Source organism: Pseudomonas sp. R5-89-07, assembly GCF_003851685.1.
Classification (GTDB): Bacteria; Pseudomonadota; Gammaproteobacteria; order Pseudomonadales; family Pseudomonadaceae; genus Aquipseudomonas.
The window spans coordinates 2,924,508-2,940,468 of sequence record NZ_CP027727.1 but is presented as its reverse complement, the minus strand read 5'-3'; the positions used below and the strand labels follow the sequence as shown (position 1 = coordinate 2,940,468).

The following is a 15,961-nucleotide window of genomic DNA, read 5'->3' as shown; positions in this document are numbered from 1 at the left end:
TGTGAATCGCTTCCAATGTGGTGTGCCTTTAGAACTGCCAGTTCAGGCTCAGCCCCACACCCTGGGTTTTCTCGCGTCCACCCAATTGGCCGTTGTAATCCAGGTTGACCCGTGTCGACGGGCTCAGCGCCAGGCTCGCCTGCACGCCCACCAGCGCCGCATCGCGCAGCAACGGTGCGCTGCGTACGTCGAATGAAGGCCCACCGGCGACAAACGCCAGACGTTCTTCGGACTCGACGGCGGTCAGGCTGTGTTGCCAGCCCAGGGAACCCGACAGCTCAAGCTGCTGGTGGTCGTTCAGCGCCAGGGTTTTCAACGCTCGCACGCCCAGGGTGCCGAGCACCGCATCGCGTTGATCGCTGCCACGCTCCAAAGCTGCTGCTGCGCCTTTTTCGTGGAACGACTCACTGTCCAGGTGCACGTAGGCCAGGTTGGCGAAGGGCTCCAATGCCAGCGGTTGCAGGTGAACGCGGTACGCGGCTTCGGTGAACAATTGCGCGGTGCTGGCGTCCAGCTTGGTCTTCTGCTTGCCGCTGACTTCGCCGTATTGCAGGTCACGCTTCACATCGCCGCGATGCCAGCTGTAGGCACCGCCGACGCTCACCCGCCAGTCGCCCAGCTCGCGCCCGGCATAGGCGCCCAAGTGATAGCTGTCGATGGACGCCGAGGCGTGAGTGCCGCTGCCCAGGCCCAACGAGCTGTCGCTGTAACCAGCCACCACGCCGATGCGGGTCTGTTCGTCCAGTGCGCCGTCGACGCCGGCCAGCAAGCCGCCGATGGAGGTGGTGGAACCCGCCGTTTCACCGCGATTGTCCGACTTGCCCCAGGCGCCCAGGGCCTTGAGCCACAGATTGCTTTCACCGGCCACTGGTACATGACGCAAGCGTTCGCCCACCGCGTCGCGCAGTTGGCGGCTGTCGTTGATCAACATCGCGCCCACCGCCGGGTAAATTTCACCCGACAGCTGCTGCAAGCCCTGTTGCGCCGTGGCAACCGAGTCCGACTGCAGCAGGCTTTCGTACACCGGGTTGCCGGCGCCCAATTGCTCGGCGGCAGCGGCGACGGCGCGCTGGTTGCGGGTGGCGCCGACGCTGGCAAAGCTGGCATCGTTGCGCCCCACCGCCAGTTGCACGCCGTTGGCGGCGTAGTCCAGGGTGCCGCCCAGGAACAGGTAGTTGGGCAGCACCTGGCCGAACTGGCCCTGGATACCGCCGGCCGCTTCAAGAATGGAGTACTGGCGACCGATCAAGCTCCGGGCCTGGCTCTGGCTCAACAAAGTCGAGCTGTTTTCCAGGGCCAGGGTCACCGTGCCGCCTTCCAGCACCGCCTTGCCGCCTGCAACGATGCGGTCGCTGCTGGTGGGCGTCAGCTCCACGGCGTAGGTGGAGCCCGCGCCCAGGTTCACATCCCCGGCCACTTGCAAGGTACCCACCGAGTTGCCCGGCGCCACGCGGCCACCGCTGTTTACCGACAGCGCGCCGATACGCCCGGAGCCGCCGAGGGTGCCGCTGTTATTGACGGTCACCGCCGAGATCAACGAGCCGTTCACGGACAACAGGCCGCCGTTGACGGTCGTTGAACCGCGGTACGTGCTGTCGCCGCTGAGCACCAGGCTGCCGGCGCCGGACTTGATCAGACTGCCTTCGTACACACGGTTCGCCGCGGCCTGATCGCGTGCGCTGCCCACGGCGTAGTCGGTCTGGTCCTGCTGGCTGGCCGTGGCGCCCACGCCGTTCTGCCAGCCTTTATCGATCAGGGTCTGCTGCCAGGCGCTGTGCTCGGCGCGGTCTTCTGCCTGGCGCTGGAGCAGAGCCTGGTCGGAAATGCCGTTGCTCCACACATCGCCCTGCCCAGCCGCCAGGTTCACATTGGTGACGCCGAGCAACTGCCCCGGCCCGTGCATCGCCCGGCCCAGGTCCGGCACGCCCCAGCCGACGATGGCGTTGGGCGCCTGGGTGATCGAGCCGTCAAGTTGCGTGGCGGTGGTCAACAGCACCTGCAACGCCTGCTCGTTGGTCATATACGGGTAGCGCTCCATCACCAGCGCCAACGCGCCCGTGGCATGGGGCGCCGACATCGAAGTGCCGGATTTCACGCCGTAACCGCCGTCCGGGATGGTGCTGTTGATCAGCGCACCGGGGGTGGAGATACACCAGTACTTGGCGATGCCGCACTTGTTGTATTTCTGGTTGTTGGCCTTATCCAGCCCCGACACCGCCAGCCAGTGGCCTTCCAGTTCCGGTTGGAAGTACGGCAAGGCCGAGCGCACGCTGGCGTTCGCGTAGCCGCTGTTGCCGGCGCTGAACACGTTGATCACACCGGCCTTGGCCACATCCGCCGCCGCATCCAGCCAGGTGCCACGGTTGTAGTGCTGGGCATAGGCTGCATGCAGATCGCCCAGGGTCTGGTAGCTCACGTCCTTGGGCTGGCTGCCCCAGCTGTTGTTGATGGCGCGCACGCCGGAATCCACCAGGGCGCTGTACACCGCCTTGAAATACTTGGGGTCCGGCGTCGGGCCGAACAGGAAGCTGTCGTTGGCGTTGGTGTTGCCGACAAAAACCTGAGCGTTGTACGCAACGCCATGCATGCCCACACCGTCGCGCGCCGCGCCCATGGTGCCGGTGACGTGGGTGCCGTGGGAATCGTTGTTCGGGTTGAGCGCACCCGTGGTACTGAAGGCACTGCCATCGACGTAGGTGCCGCTGGCCGTGACCGGATGAAAGCGGTCTTTGGACGCTTCGGGGTGATTGGCATCGAAACCCGAGTCCAGCGCACCGATCTTCACGCCGTTACCGCTGATCCCGGCGGCATAGGCTTCATCGGCCTTCATTCGCCCCAGGCCCCAGTCGCTCTGGTATTCGGCGGAGCGCCAGCTGGTGGGGTCCCCCGGTTGGCCGGTCTCGGCATATTGCGCCTGTGCCGCAACGGACAGCAGCAGCAATGAGCCTGCGGTGAAGGGTTTGAAACGTGGTGAATCGGTGATCATCCGTACACTCCTGTTTACTGTTATTCGCCCTGCACAAGTGAGCCTTTTTGTGGCGAGGGAGCTTGTTCCCGCTCGACAGCACAGCTGGAGCCGGCTTTTCCGGGAGCGCTTCGCACTCCAGCGGGAGCAAGCTCCCTCGCCACAGCAAGCTCGCTCCTACAGTTTTCTATCCGGGCCGAAGGCTTCATCCACCTTGGCCAGGTCGGTGTCACGCAAGTTGCCCGCGTAGTAGTGCAATTTGGTCCAGGCCATCAGGTAGTCGTAGCGCGCCTGGGCGAGGTCGCGGCGGGTGCTGTAGAGCTGCTGCTCGGCATTGAGGGCATCGAGGTTGACCCGCTCGCCGCCAAGGATGCTTTGCTTGGTCGACACCACGAGTGCCTCGGCCGAGGCCAGGGCTTTTTGATAGGCGCGCAGCTTGCTCACCCCCGACAGGCACGCGCTGAACTGACGGCGCAGTTCGATCAGGGTTTCGCGGGTCTTGCCTTCCAGTTCGTACTCGGCCTGCTCCATGGCGCGACTGGCCTGGCGCGTGGACGCCGAGATACCGCCACCGGCGTACAGCGGCACGCTGACTTCAACGCCAATGGTGTTGGTGTCGTAGCGCTGGTTGTAGGTGTTGCCGCTGTCGGACTCCTGCTTGCGCGAACTGGCGTATGCAGTCACCTTCGGCAAATGCCCGGCGCGGTTGCGTTCCACTTCATAGCGCGCCACTTCCAGGGCCTGGCGCTGGGAGGCGAGCGTCGGGTTATTGCTGATGGCCAGCTCATGCCAGGTGTCGTAATTGGCCGGGGTCAGGGTGAAGGCGGCAAAGCCCTGGTTCAGCGGGGCCAGGTCGTTGATGTTGACGCTTTGCACGCCGATCAACGCACCCAGCTCGCGCAACGACGCATCCTGCTCGTCCAGGGCCTGGATCTCTTCGGCGGTGGCCAGCTCATAGCGCGATTCGGCTTCGAGGATGTCGGTGCGGGTGCCCTCGCCTTGCTGGAACAAGTGCTGGTTCTGCTGAAACTGCTGCTCGAAGGCTTTCTTCTTGGCGCGGGCGATGTCGATCTGGTCCTGGGCGAACAACGCCTGGGTGTAATAGCTCAACACCCGCACCAACAGCGCCTGGCTCTTGTCGCGAAAGCTTTCATCGGCAAACAGCGCCTGGGCCACGCCCTTGCGGTAGTTGGCATAGGCTTCGTAGTCGAACAGCGGCTGTTGCAGGCTGAAGGTGGAGCCATAACTGTTGTAGTTGCGGTCGTCACGGTAGCTGCCACCGCGCCCATCGGGCAGGTGCGCCTCGGAATTGTTGCGGCCCTTGTTGTAGTTGTACGACAGCTTGGGCAGAAGGCCTGCGCGGCCGATGGTGCGGTTTTCCAGGCCGGCGTCGCGTTCCTTGATCGCGCCAAGGAACACCGGGTCATTGCGCAGGGCTTGCTCGTAGACATCGAACGGGCCCATGGCGGCGTGTGCACTGGCGCAACTGAACAGCAAGGCGATGAACACAGGTTTCATGCTCATTCCTCGGTCAACGCGGAGCCGGCGCGGTCGAGCAGCGGCTTGAACAGGTAATTGAGCAACGAGCGCTCGCCAGTGCGCACGAACATCTCGGCGGGCATGCCGGGCTTGATCACCAGGCCGTGGAGTTTTTCCAGCGCCGCCTCGCTGACTGTGGTGCGCAGCACGTAATAGGGTGCGCCGGTCTTTTCATCGAGCATCTGGTCGGCGGAAATCAGGCTCACCTCACCTGGCACCCGTGGGGTGCGGCTCTGGTTGAAGGCGGTGAAGAGAATGTCCACCGGCAAGTGCGTGCCAACCTTGTCCACCAGGTGCACCGGCAAATGCCCCTCCACTTCCAGGCGCGTGCCTTGGGGCACGATCTCCAGCAGGGTTTCACCGGCGCGCACCACGGCGCCTTCGGTGTGCACGCCGAGGTTGACCGCGATGCCATCGGCCGGCGCGTTGATTTCGCTGTGCTGCAAGTCGAAGCCGGCGGAGGTGAGTTGCTGCTCCAGGGTCAGGCTGCGCAGTTGGGCATCGGCCAGTTGGCTGCGCACCTCTTTCTGATATTCCTCGCTGTGCTGCTGCAATTTGAGGCGCGATTCGACAATGCCCTGCTCGACGCGGCCGCTTTCGCCGGCATTCTGCGCCAGGTCCTGCTGCACCTGGGACAACTGGCGCTGATAATCCATCAGCCGGTTGCGCGGGATGTAGCCGTTGTCGGCGAGCGGTTGCAGGTTGCTCAGTTGTTCACGCAGGGATTGGGCCTGGGCGGTCAGGTCGCTGCGGGCGCGGCGCATGCCGCCCAACTGCGACGTGGCGCCATCGATGCTCGCGCGAATGCCGGCCTGCTCACGGGCAAAGGCTTCGCGCCGGCTGCTGAACAGTTGACGCTGGCCTTCGAGCACCAGCGCCAGGGCCGGGTCGGGGTTGCTGCTCAGTTCAGCCGGAAAGCGTACGCCTGGCAGGTTGTCGCGCTCGCTCTGCCAACGGGCGGCGCTGGCCCAGGCCATGCGGTATTGGGCTTGCAGCGACTGTACGTCGGCCTGGTGCTGGGTCTGGTCGAGACGAAACAGCGGCTGGCCCTGCTTCACCACCTCGCCTTCGCGCACCAGGATCCGGCTGACCACGCCGGGGCTTAGGGTTTGCACGGCCTTGCGCTTGCCCGACACCACCACCGTGCCTTGTACCGAGATGCCCTGATCCAGGGGCGCCAGGCTGGCCCAGAGGAAAAAGCCGCCAGCGCCGACCACGGTCAGCAGCCAGCCCATGCGGACGAAGAAACGTGCGTCGTGTTGTTCAACTATAAGGCTGCTCATGCGCCTGGATTCCTTCCGGCCTGATACTGGCGACTGAAAGAGACGCCGGTTTTTTCCTTCGCTGTTTCCTGCTGGCCGGACAACGCGCGCAGCACTTCCTGGCTGGGTCCGAACGCCTGCAACTGGCCTTCATTGAGGATCAGCAACTTGTCGGCCTGGGCCAATGCGGAAGAACGGTGGGTGACCAGCACCACGCTGCTGCCCTGGGCCTTCATCTGCACGATGGCGCTGGCCAGCGCGGCTTCGCCGACGGTGTCGAGGTTGGAGTTGGGCTCATCCAGCACGATCAAACGCGGGTTGCCATACAGCGCACGGGCCAGGGCCACGCGTTGCTTCTGCCCGCCGGACAGGCCGCCGCCGTTGTCGCCCAGAACGGTGTCGTAGCCTTGGGGCAGGCGCAGGATAAGCTCGTGCACACCGGCCTGTTGCGCTGCCTTCACCACCAGCGCCGGGTCGGCCTGGCGAAAACGTGCAATGTTGTCGGCGATGCTGCCGCTGAACAGTTCGATGTCCTGGGGCAGGTAGCCGATATGCGGGCCGAGGTCCTCGCGGTCCCAACGGTGGATGTCCGCACCGTCCAGGCGCACAGTGCCGGCCAGGGTCGGCCACACGCCCACCAGCACGCGGGCCAGGGTGGATTTACCCGAGCCCGAGGCGCCGAGCACGCCCAGCACCTCACCGGCGCCGAGGTTGAAGCTGAGGTGATGCAAGGTCGCCAGGCGCCGACCGGGTGGACCAGCGCTGACCTGTTCAAAGCTCACCTGGCCCTTGGGCGCCGGCAACGTCATGTGCTCGCCTTCCGGTGGGAACTCGCGCAGCAGTTCATCGAGGCGCTGGTACGCCAGTTTCGCCGAACTCCACTGCTTCCACACGGCGATCAGCTGGTCGATGGGGCTGAGTACCCGGCCCATCAGGATGGAGCCGGCGATCATCATGCCCGCGGTCATATCGCCCTTGATCACTAGCAACGCGCCAAGGCCCAACACCAGCGATTGCAGGCACAGGCGCAGGGACTTGCTCAAGGAGGTGATCACCGAGCCGGTGTCGCTGGCCTTGTTCTGCAAACCGAGGAACTGCGAATGCACCGCGAACCAACGCTGGCGCAGCGCGCCGAGCATGCCCATGGCCTGGATGGTTTCGGCATTGTGCAAATGGCTGGTGGCCAACTGCGTCGACTGTTGGGAAAAACCGCTGGCTTCGCCCAGCGGCTTTTTGGTCAGGTATTCGTTGAGGCAGGCCAGGCCGATCAGCAGCACCGCACCGGCGGTCGCCAGTACACCCAGCCACACATTGAACAGGAAAATCACGAACAGGTAGATCGGGAACCACGGCGCGTCGAAGAACGCGAACAGCGCAGGCCCGGTAATGAATTGGCGAATGTGGGTCAGGTCGCCGAGGGACTGTCCGGCATGCCCCTGCCCACGCTGCAGGTTGCGTTCGAAGGCGGCTTTGTAGACACGCAAGTTGAAACGGCGCTCCAACTCACTGCCGATGCGTATCACCACAAAACTGCGGATAACTTCCAACAAGCCAATAAAGGCAAAGAACCCCACGACCATCAACGTCAACATCACCAGGGTGGTTTCATTCTGGGAGGACAGCACGCGGTCGTACACTTGCAGCATGTAAATCGAGGGCACCAGCATCAACAGGTTAATCAGCGCGGTAAAACAGCCAATGCTGATCAAGATGCTCTTGTATTCACCCAGCGCCTTGAACAAGGGTGCAACGGTATGGGGCTTGGCCATATCTTCTTTATCTTCCCTGAACCCAGTTTGCGCGCAATAGTCGCCCTACCCCCTGAATAAGGAGCGGCCAACTAAAAAATTAAGTTATAAGCTTATAGCCGGAACTAAGGCATGCGTTGCAACACAACTAGGGCACCCGATTTAGTCCGCGCCTGATATTCGCCCTCCTTCTGACGATTCAGATGCGTAATCCCGCTGCCTTCGGCATTCATCAGCCAGATCCCGTCTGGCGTCGGCGACCAGCTCAGGGGGTCGTCCCCCAGCCATTGCGCGACACACGCCACATCGCCCCCCAGGCTATTGGCCTGCTCCAGCAGGTCCAGCGCACACACCTGCTCCCCCTGGTGCAACTGCCAATGCCCCGCCAACTGCGCGGTGGTGGGTAAAACAAGACTGCTCGCCATTGCATGGGCTCCTGCCGACACGATCAATAAGGTGAACCATTTGAAACGCTGCATCTTTGGCTCCAGCCTGGAACGCGGCGCCGAAGCGCCGCGCGTTACATCACGCCACGATGTCGCTGGCAGCCGCCTGGCCAACGGTGGTGACGAGGAAATCCGCCACGCCGTGCCCAGAGAAGTCCACCGCCAACGTCCCCAGGTTGGTACCCGAGGCGTAGGACAGCACCGCATCTCCGGCATGCCCGGTGAACGCATTGACGAAGGTCACGCCTGCACCTTTGGTGATGCCGGACAGATCGATCTTGTCCGAACCTGAGGTGAAGTCAAAGATCTTGTCCGCCGCCCCTGGCTTGGAATCGGACACGGCACCAAACACAAAGGTGTCGCTGCCGGCGCCGCCCCACAGTTGGTCCGCACCGCCACCACCGTAGATCAGGTCGTTACCGGCCCCGCCCTTGATGAGGTTGGCAACCTGGTTACCAATGATCAGGTCGTTGCCCGAGCCGCCAAAGGCGTTCTCGACCGTCACGCCCTTGGCGATGGACACGTTGCCTACCAGGCCGCCAACGTCGGAGAACGAGGCCGCATTGAGGTTGATCTTCTGGTTTTGGGTGAAACCGGAGAAGTCCAGGGTGTCGTTGCCCCCACCGTCCCATACCGAGAACACCAGCTTGTCGGCATTGGAGGTGGCGCTGAGGAAATCGCGCCCGGTGTTGGAGTTGAAACCGTAGGTGGTGTCACCGGCGCGGGTGTTGAAGTTGGCACCGTAGAGCTTCTGGATCGCGGCGATGTCGTCGATCAGCGGCCCCGACGCGTAAGCCTCGACCCCGCCTTTGGTGAAGTTCTGGCCAGTGTTGCTCTCGCTCCAGTAACTCATGACACTATAGCCACGCGTGTCCTGTCCATAGGTCGCGTCGTTGTAGGTCGGGTTGCCATTCCCGGCGTTGTAGTCGCCAGGGTGAGCCAGGCCCAGGGTGTGGCCGATTTCGTGGGTCAGGGTCTGCCGGCCATAGTTGTTCAGGTCCGGGGTCTTGTTCGGCGTGTAGCTGCTGTTGGTGAGGTACCACGAGGTGCCGTCGTAGCCTGCGCCGGTACCGGGCAGGTAAGCAAACGCCGCCGCGCCGTCCTGGCCGCCGCTGTAGTTGCCGAAGGTCATGTGTGCGTCACCGCCGGAAGCCTTTTCGGTAAAGGTTACGTTGGCGACGTCCGACCAGGATTGCATGGCCAGTGCGGCCTGTGCTTTCTGCTGGGTGTTGAATTGGCTGAAGCCGGAGATGCCATGTTTGTTCATGGTGCTCTGGGTAGCCGAGGTGAGGAAGGTGTAGGTCAGATCGATCTTGCCGTTGCCATCAACGTCCCGGTAGGCGGCGCCATCCCGCAGCAGCTGGGTCGCTGCCTGGTCCACGCTGTAGGACGGTTTGCCATTGACCGTAAGGTTGCCGCCACGGTCATACAAATGGCTGAAGCTATCGATTTGCGAGTAAGCAGTGCTGGCTTGCGCGGCAGATACAATAGCCTTGTCTTTTACTTTTGACATAAACGTACTTCCTTGTTTGCAAGTGCATCAGTCTTTGTTCGATAGGAACCTCGCGGGCGAGGATAGTCCTATCACTCACCTCTTTTGAAGGCGTAAGAAAACTGACACAACTTGAAATCTTTCGTCTACACATATTTCAGTAGCAAAAAGCTGACCCGATTTCAACTTTGGGAAGTCCCGCGTAGCGTTTGTTGGGGGCTGTTGTGTTTGTGCGCCAGAATAGCGCCGAGCGATATTTAAATATTAAATACAAGTAAAGCCGCTCTAGTGAGCGGCCTACTTGAATAAGGGATCCAATATATTGTCACGGTGTCATTGGCAACATTAAAGAGCCACTACTTACAATTAAACTATGCTGTCCCCTTTTACCGGGGCAGACTCCAGCCACACTTGTGCAGCGCGTCCAACACCGTCTCGCCGGCCAGGCCCGGCACCGCGACGCCGTCCTGGGTGGTCATGTCTTCGCCAGCCAGCAGGGCATTGATGATCGCCTCCTCCACCGCCTCGGCCGCGGCGCTGAACAGCGGCGAGATATGGTCGTTATTGACCATGTGCAATGCCGTGCTGAGCGCCAGGTCCTTGCGCCCGTAATCGGCAGGCGGCAAGGCGTGGTTACCGGTGGCGAAGGCCAGGAACAGGTCGCCGCTGGAATCCTCGGTGCCGCCGCCGGTGCGCGCGATACCGATGGACGCGCGCTGCGCCAGGCGCTGGCATTGATGAGGCAACAGCGGTGCATCCGTGGCGATAATCACCACGATGGAGCCCATGCCCGGTGTGCCGCGGTCGGCAAACGGCGAAGCGATCTGCATCAGGTGGCGGCCGACCGGGTAGCCATCGACGCGCAGTTCCTGGCGTTTGCCATGGTTGGCCTGCACCAGCACGCCGACGGTCCAGCCGCCCTGCTCCGCCGGCAACAGCCGCGACGCCGTGCCGATGCCGCCCTTGAACTCATGGCAGATCATCCCGGTGCCGCCACCCACCGCGCCCTCCTGCACCGGGCCTGACTCGGCCTTGTCCAGCGCTTCGCGCACATGCTCGGGTTGCACATGCTGGCCCCAGATATCGTTGAGCAGGCCGTCATAGGTTTCCATCACCACCGGCATGCACCAATACACCGCCGGGTCCGCCAGGCGCTCACGCTCCAGGGCGATCAAGCTGTCACGCACAATGCCGATGCTGTGGGTGTTGGTGATAGCCATCGGTGTGGTCAACAGCCCCGCTTCGCGAATCCACTCAAGGCCGGTGGCGTCGCCATTGCCGTTAAGCACGTGGTACCCGGCAAAACAGGGTTGATGGCGTGCTTCACCAGGGCGCGGCTGGATCACGCTGACGCCGGTGCGCACCTGCTTGCCGCCGACGTTGGCGTTAAGCGTCGCGTGGCCGACGCGCACGCCCGGAACATCGGTGATTGCATTCCATTCGCCAGGCGTGCCCAGCCCCAACGTAATGCCCAATTGACGTGCGCGCATAACCACTCCTTACAGTTTCTGAAAGACCGGACTCAACCGGCCACTAATGGAATACAAAATCACCGACAGGGCCAGCAAGCCGATGATAATCATGATGTCGCGTCCCGATGCCGCAAGCATCAGCGTCACCAGCAGATAACCCGCGCCCAGCACGGCCAGCAGCGCCGGCAACGGCCACAACGGCATGCGGTAGGGATGCTCACGGTCGCGCAGCACAATCCGGCTCATCAATGCGCTCAAGGCCACCACCAGGTAGACCAGCATGATCAGCAATACGCTGAACGAGGTCAGGTCCGCCAGGTTCGAGCTGAAGCTCAGCAACGCCGAAGGCACCGCCAGGAACAACGTCGCCAGCCACGGTGAATCCCAGCGCGGGTGAATACGCGTGAATAACTGGTTGATGCCCGGCGTCCACAGCGCATCACGGCCACTGCTGAACACCACGCGGCCGATCTGGATGACGATGGCGACAATGGCGTTGAACACCGACAGGAAGATCCCGGCGCTGACCAGGCGCGACAGGGTTTCATTGCCGTGGCTGGTCAGCAGGTAGCCGATGGGGTCGGGACTGCTGATCATCGCGCTCAAGGACGGCGCGCCAATCAACAGCGCGGTGATCGGTACCAATTCGATGACGACCACCAGTCCCAGGGACCACAACACTGCCTTGTGCACGCCTTTGCCGCCGCACTTCATGTCTTCGGCCAGGAGCACCGCGGGCCCGTAACCATTGAACGAGAACAGGCCGATGCCGACTGCGCCGATCACCAAGGCCCAGGGCGCCAAGTGCAACACGCCGTTTTCGACGATTTGCGGCTGGAACAGCACGCTGGCCGGCTGTACCGGGTTGCCGAAGCCGATAAATACGATCACCAGCAAGGCGGCGACTTCCAACAGCAGGTAGGTGCCGGTGATCCAGGCATTGAGCTTGATATTGAGGATGCCCAGGGCGTAACTGCAAACCACGATAACCAGGGCGACCGTTTGCGAGTCGAACCGCGTGCCCAGGGCGTTGTTCAGGTAGGTCGCCGCGCCGGTCGCCAGCACCGGCGGGATAAACAGCAACATCACCAGCACCGTCAAAAAAGTTGCATAACCGGCCATGCCACCGAACACCCGCTTGGCGTATACGTACTCGCCGCCGGCGCTGTTGTGGGCGCGGCCAAGTTCGGCGTAACAAAAGGCGAACATCAACGCGAGCAACGCGGCCATCACGAACGCCAGGAATACCCCGCTGCCAGCCTGCTGGATGGCAAACGGGGCAATCACGAATACGGAACTGGCCGGAGTGACCGCCGAGACGGTAATGGCGACTACATCGAAGACGCTCAGGGTGGGCTTGAGCACGCCATCTGGGGCGGGGGAAGCACTCATATCGTTATCCTCTGTCGTTGTTTTTGGTAGGAGGCAGAAACGAAAAGTCGGGCGGTGGGCGGGATATGCTTCCCGCTGGATGACCGGACAGTAAACGCTACCCGGTTGCCGGCCAATTCCCCTATTGGCGTACTCCCCTTGACGGTGGCCGCCAAAAGCCGAAGGCTTGGCCGATCTTTTGAAGGTCGGAGCGCTATTGATGAGCCTGTTCAACGAGGTCGGCCTGCACGCCGGCCTGGGCCGCACCGTCGCACAACTGGGCACCGAGCGCTTCTGGAAACAATTGGTGCTGTTGCTGCATCAGTGGCTGCCGTTCGATAACGCCCTGGCGATTTTCTATCCCCTCGAGGGTCCGCCCCAGGCCCTGGAAGAATACGACGCCCAACCCAGCAGCAAACCGGCGTCGATGCTGGTCTACCTCAACGGTTTGTATCTGCTCGACCCGTTTTTCCAGGCCTGTCGCGAGGGCTATGCCAGCGGCGTGTATCGCCTGGAAGAAGTAGCGCCGGACCATTTTCGCCAGAGTGAATACTTTCTCAATTACTTCCACGACAACGTGTTGGAAGATGAGGTGCAATTCATCCTGCAATTGCCCGGCGCGGGGACGTTATCGCTGTCGCTGGGGATGCAGCGGCGATTCAGTTTTGAACAAACCGGGCTGATGACCACGCTCGCGGCCTGGGTGCTGCCGTTGATGCAGCAACATTGGCAGCAAAGCACCCAGCGCGCGCCGGCCATGGACAGCCAGATCCGCGATGCGTTGAGCCACTTCGGCAGCGGTGTGCTCTCGGAGCGCGAGCTGGAAGTCGCCCGCCTGGTGCTGCGCGGGTTCTCTTCCAAGGCCATGGCCGAACGCCTGAAGATATCGCCGGACACCGTGAAGGTGCACCGGCGACATCTCTACGCGAAGCTGGATATCTCGTCACAGCCCGAGCTGTTTTCGTTGTTTATCCAGTCACTGGGACATGACCTGGACAATCCCTGACTTCACCTGGGTGTTGCGTTGCGCCTAGCGCCCGGTGCGGATGCTATTCCAGACTCGTGTGCGAATCCGGTCGATATTCAAAGGCATGGCTTGCAGCGCAAACAACTTGCCCATCATTTCCGGGCTGGGGTAGACCTTGGTGTCCGCCTTGATCTGCGGGTCCACCAGGCTGTCGGCTGCCTGGTTGCCATTGGCGTAATGCACGTAATTGGTGATGTTGGCCATCACCTCTGGGCGCAGCAGGTAGTTCATGAACGCGTAGCCGGCCTGTTCATTCGGCGCATCGGCGGGCATGGCGACCATATCGAACCAGATCGCCGCGCCTTCCTTGGGAATGTTGTAGCCGATGTTCACGCCGTTCCTGGCTTCCTTGGCGCGGCTTTCAGCCTGCAGGATGTCGCCAGAGAAACCGACGGCCACACAGATATCGCCGTTGGCCAGGTCGGCGGTGTATTTCGATGAGTGGAAATAGGCCACGTAAGGCCGCACTTTCATCAGCAGGTCTTCGGCCTTTTTGTAGTCCTCGGCCTTTTGACTGTGGTGGGGCAAGCCCAGGTAGTTCAACGCCGCCGGCAGCAACTCCGGACCATTGTCGAGGATCGCCACCCCGCACTTTTGCAGCTTGGCCATGTTTTCCGGCTTGAAGACCAGGTCCCAGGAATCCACCGGGGCGTTGTCGCCTAAAACGGCCTTGACCTTGTCGATGTTGTAGCCGATGCCGGTGCTGCCCCACAGGTAAGGGAAACCGTGGGCGTTGCCCGGGTCGTTGTTTTCCAGAGCCTTGAGCAGTACCGGGTTGAGGTTCTTCCAGTTGGGCAGTTGGCGCTTGTCGAGCGGCTTGAGCGCCCCGCCCTGAATCTGCCGCGCCATGAAGTGGTTGGACGGGAACACCACATCATAGCCGGATTTACCGGTCATCAACTTGCCATCCAGGGTTTCGTTGCTGTCGTAGACGTCGTAGGTGAAACCGATGCCGGTTTCTTTCTGGAAGTTTTGGGTGGTGTCCGGCGCGATGTAATCCGACCAGTTGTAGAGCTTTACCGTCTCAGCGGCCTGGCTGACGGAGGCCACCAATATCAAGGGCAACAGGGCAATGGCTTTCATGGTTCGATTTCCTGGCGGTTTTAGGGCTGTTTTTATGGCAGGCGATCAAGGATCAAAGCGTTACAGAATCAATAGTGCGTAATGCTCATGGTTATCCCCATGTGAGTGAAACGGCTCAGTGCATGAAACCTTCCATGAAACCCGCCACCCCGGTCGCCAGCTTGCGGCGCCAGGGTGCGGTATTGGGGTTGGCCAACACCTGGTCTTCATGCACGAAACTGCGGATGATCGCGTTGTAGCCCAGCCAGCGGCACGGCTCAGGCTCCCAGGCTTTCAGCGCCTTGAGCCCATGTTCGCGAATTACCCAGGGCTGGTGGGTCAGTGGCGTGTCGAGGCCCAGGATCAGGTCGGCCAAGCTGCGCCCCCCCAGGTTGGTGGCACCGACGCCCTCCCCGCCATACCCGCCAGACAACGCGATACCGGTCGCGTGATCGCAGAGCATGTGCGGGCGGAAGTGGCGTGACATGCCGAGGTTGCCGCCCCACGAATGGGTAATTCGTACCTTCTTGAACTGTGGGAAAAGTTCGCCGAACAGGTAACGACGCAGCTCTACTTCACTGTCGGTCAAGTCAAAGTCATGGCGCAGCTTGCCAGCGAACTGATAACCACCACGTGCGCCGAACACCAAGCGATTGTCCAGCGTGCGCTGACCGTAAGTGACCTGCCGGCTGCTCTCACCAAACGCCTGGCCGTGTCTCAGGCCGATGTCATCCCAGGCACTGGCGGGCAACGGTTCGGTGGCGACCATCAAGCTTTGCACCGGCAGTTGGTAGCGGCCCAGTGGCGGCAAGGTCGTGGCGTAACCCTCGACAGCCGGCACCACCCAGGCGGCACGCACACTGGCCTTGGCGGTGCGCACGGCGCCGGATTGCCAATGGGTCACCGGGCTGTTTTCGTAAAGGCTCACGCCCAGGCTCTCTACCACTCGCGCCAGGCCGCGCACCAGTTTGGCCGGGTGGATGGTCGCCACATGAGGTGCATGGATACCTCCGTAAGGTTTGGCGATGCGGATCTGTTCGGCCAATTGCTGAGGGCTCAGCCAGCGGTAGTCGGCTTCGGTGAGGCCCTGGGCGTAGAGTTTGTCGAGGTAACGGCGCAGGTTGCCCTCCTGCTCCGGGTAGCGCGCCGCACAATACAGCGCCCCGCCTTTGCGATAGTCACAATCGATGCCTTCGCGGGCCAGCACCTGGGCTACTTCATCGGGAATGCCGTGCAGCAGGTCGAACGAAGCGCGACGCTGTGGGGGTGTGAGCCCTGCCAGCAGCCGGTCTTCACCGAGCAGGTTGCCCATCAGCCAGCCGCCGTTGCGACCGGACGCCCCAAAACCGGCGGTTTGCGCCTCGATGATTGCGATCTTCAACTGCGGTGCCTGGCGCTTGAGGTAATACGCGGTCCACAGGCCGGTGTAGCCGGCGCCGATGATGGCCACGTCTACATCCAGGTCATGCTCCAGGCACGGCCGCGCCTGCAACGGGTCGTCGAGTTGGTCCATCCATAAGCTGATCGTGCGCCAGGCCTGCATGCCCTGTTCCCCTACCTCGTTTCGATAGGGTCGA

General features: G+C 62.2%; 11 protein-coding genes. 1 reads left to right on the top strand and 10 read right to left on the bottom strand.

All coding sequences use genetic code 11. The features are described 5' to 3' along the window. Nucleotides 1-28: 28 nt before the first annotated feature. The 8 genes from C4J94_RS13325 to C4J94_RS13290 form a co-directional block, all read right to left on the bottom strand. Complete coding sequence (locus C4J94_RS13325) at nucleotides 29-2,986, bottom strand: autotransporter serine protease (protein WP_124386589.1); 2,958 nt, start codon at nucleotides 2,984-2,986, stop codon at nucleotides 29-31. 156 nt (nucleotides 2,987-3,142) lie between these two features. Next, nucleotides 3,143-4,483, bottom strand: coding sequence for a TolC family outer membrane protein (locus tag C4J94_RS13320; RefSeq protein WP_124386588.1), 1,341 nt, complete (start codon nucleotides 4,481-4,483; stop codon nucleotides 3,143-3,145). A 2-nt stretch (nucleotides 4,484-4,485) separates the two neighbouring features. Beyond that, the gene (locus tag C4J94_RS13315) at nucleotides 4,486-5,787 is read right to left on the bottom strand and encodes an HlyD family type I secretion periplasmic adaptor subunit (RefSeq protein ID WP_124386587.1); all 1,302 of its coding nucleotides are present in this window, start codon (nucleotides 5,785-5,787) and stop codon (nucleotides 4,486-4,488) included. After that, on the bottom strand, nucleotides 5,784-7,535 hold the full coding sequence (locus C4J94_RS13310; protein ID WP_124386586.1) for a type I secretion system permease/ATPase: 1,752 nt from the start codon (nucleotides 7,533-7,535) through the stop codon (nucleotides 5,784-5,786). Before C4J94_RS13310 ends, C4J94_RS13315 begins: the two co-directional genes overlap by 4 nt. Nucleotides 7,536-7,639: 104 nt before the next feature. Further along, nucleotides 7,640-7,993 carry a protease inhibitor Inh/omp19 family protein gene (locus C4J94_RS13305; RefSeq protein WP_124386585.1) on the bottom strand — a complete coding sequence of 118 codons (354 nt, stop codon included), beginning with the start codon at nucleotides 7,991-7,993 and terminating at the stop codon, nucleotides 7,640-7,642. Nucleotides 7,994-8,039: 46 nt separating this feature from the next. Beyond that, nucleotides 8,040-9,473 (bottom strand): serralysin family metalloprotease, encoded by a 1,434-nt coding sequence (locus C4J94_RS13300; RefSeq protein WP_124386584.1) that lies wholly within the window; start codon nucleotides 9,471-9,473, stop codon nucleotides 8,040-8,042. Between the two features lie 365 nt (nucleotides 9,474-9,838). Beyond that, the gene (locus tag C4J94_RS13295; protein ID WP_124386583.1) at nucleotides 9,839-10,942 is read right to left on the bottom strand and encodes a P1 family peptidase; all 1,104 of its coding nucleotides are present in this window, start codon (nucleotides 10,940-10,942) and stop codon (nucleotides 9,839-9,841) included. A gap of 9 nt (nucleotides 10,943-10,951) precedes the next feature. Beyond that, nucleotides 10,952-12,316, bottom strand: coding sequence for an APC family permease (locus tag C4J94_RS13290; protein WP_124386582.1), 1,365 nt, complete (start codon nucleotides 12,314-12,316; stop codon nucleotides 10,952-10,954). Nucleotides 12,317-12,515: 199 nt separating this feature from the next. Here C4J94_RS13290 and C4J94_RS13285 point away from each other — a divergent pair, with 199 nt between their 5' ends. After that, nucleotides 12,516-13,301 carry a response regulator transcription factor gene (locus C4J94_RS13285; RefSeq protein WP_372240883.1) on the top strand — a complete coding sequence of 262 codons (786 nt, stop codon included), beginning with the start codon at nucleotides 12,516-12,518 and terminating at the stop codon, nucleotides 13,299-13,301. A gap of 24 nt (nucleotides 13,302-13,325) precedes the next feature. Here C4J94_RS13285 and C4J94_RS13280 read toward each other — a convergent pair whose 3' ends face one another. Both C4J94_RS13280 and C4J94_RS13275 read right to left on the bottom strand, forming a co-directional pair. Continuing rightward, nucleotides 13,326-14,405, bottom strand: coding sequence for a polyamine ABC transporter substrate-binding protein (locus C4J94_RS13280; RefSeq protein ID WP_124386581.1), 1,080 nt, complete (start codon nucleotides 14,403-14,405; stop codon nucleotides 13,326-13,328). A 115-nt stretch (nucleotides 14,406-14,520) separates the two neighbouring features. Beyond that, nucleotides 14,521-15,927, bottom strand: coding sequence for an FAD-binding oxidoreductase (locus C4J94_RS13275; protein ID WP_124386580.1), 1,407 nt, complete (start codon nucleotides 15,925-15,927; stop codon nucleotides 14,521-14,523). Nucleotides 15,928-15,961 lie beyond the last annotated feature (34 nt).

Bases quoted from the DNA above. Each gene is read 5' to 3' on its own strand.
- C4J94_RS13300 (WP_124386584.1), bottom strand. From the start codon at position 9,473: ATGTCAAAAGTAAAAGACAAGGCTATTGTATCTGCCGCGCAAGCCAGC.
- C4J94_RS13295 (WP_124386583.1), bottom strand. From the start codon at position 10,942: ATGCGCGCACGTCAATTGGGCATTACGTTGGGGCTGGGCACGCCTGGC.
- C4J94_RS13280 (WP_124386581.1), bottom strand. From the start codon at position 14,405: ATGAAAGCCATTGCCCTGTTGCCCTTGATATTGGTGGCCTCCGTCAGC.
- C4J94_RS13290 (WP_124386582.1), bottom strand. From the start codon at position 12,316: ATGAGTGCTTCCCCCGCCCCAGATGGCGTGCTCAAGCCCACCCTGAGC.
- C4J94_RS13320 (WP_124386588.1), bottom strand. From the start codon at position 4,483: ATGAAACCTGTGTTCATCGCCTTGCTGTTCAGTTGCGCCAGTGCACAC.
- C4J94_RS13325 (WP_124386589.1), bottom strand. From the start codon at position 2,986: ATGATCACCGATTCACCACGTTTCAAACCCTTCACCGCAGGCTCATTG.
- C4J94_RS13315 (WP_124386587.1), bottom strand. From the start codon at position 5,787: ATGAGCAGCCTTATAGTTGAACAACACGACGCACGTTTCTTCGTCCGC.
- C4J94_RS13285 (WP_372240883.1), top strand. From the start codon at position 12,516: ATGAGCCTGTTCAACGAGGTCGGCCTGCACGCCGGCCTGGGCCGCACC.
- C4J94_RS13310 (WP_124386586.1), bottom strand. From the start codon at position 7,535: ATGGCCAAGCCCCATACCGTTGCACCCTTGTTCAAGGCGCTGGGTGAA.
- C4J94_RS13305 (WP_124386585.1), bottom strand. From the start codon at position 7,993: ATGCAGCGTTTCAAATGGTTCACCTTATTGATCGTGTCGGCAGGAGCC.
- C4J94_RS13275 (WP_124386580.1), bottom strand. From the start codon at position 15,927: ATGCAGGCCTGGCGCACGATCAGCTTATGGATGGACCAACTCGACGAC.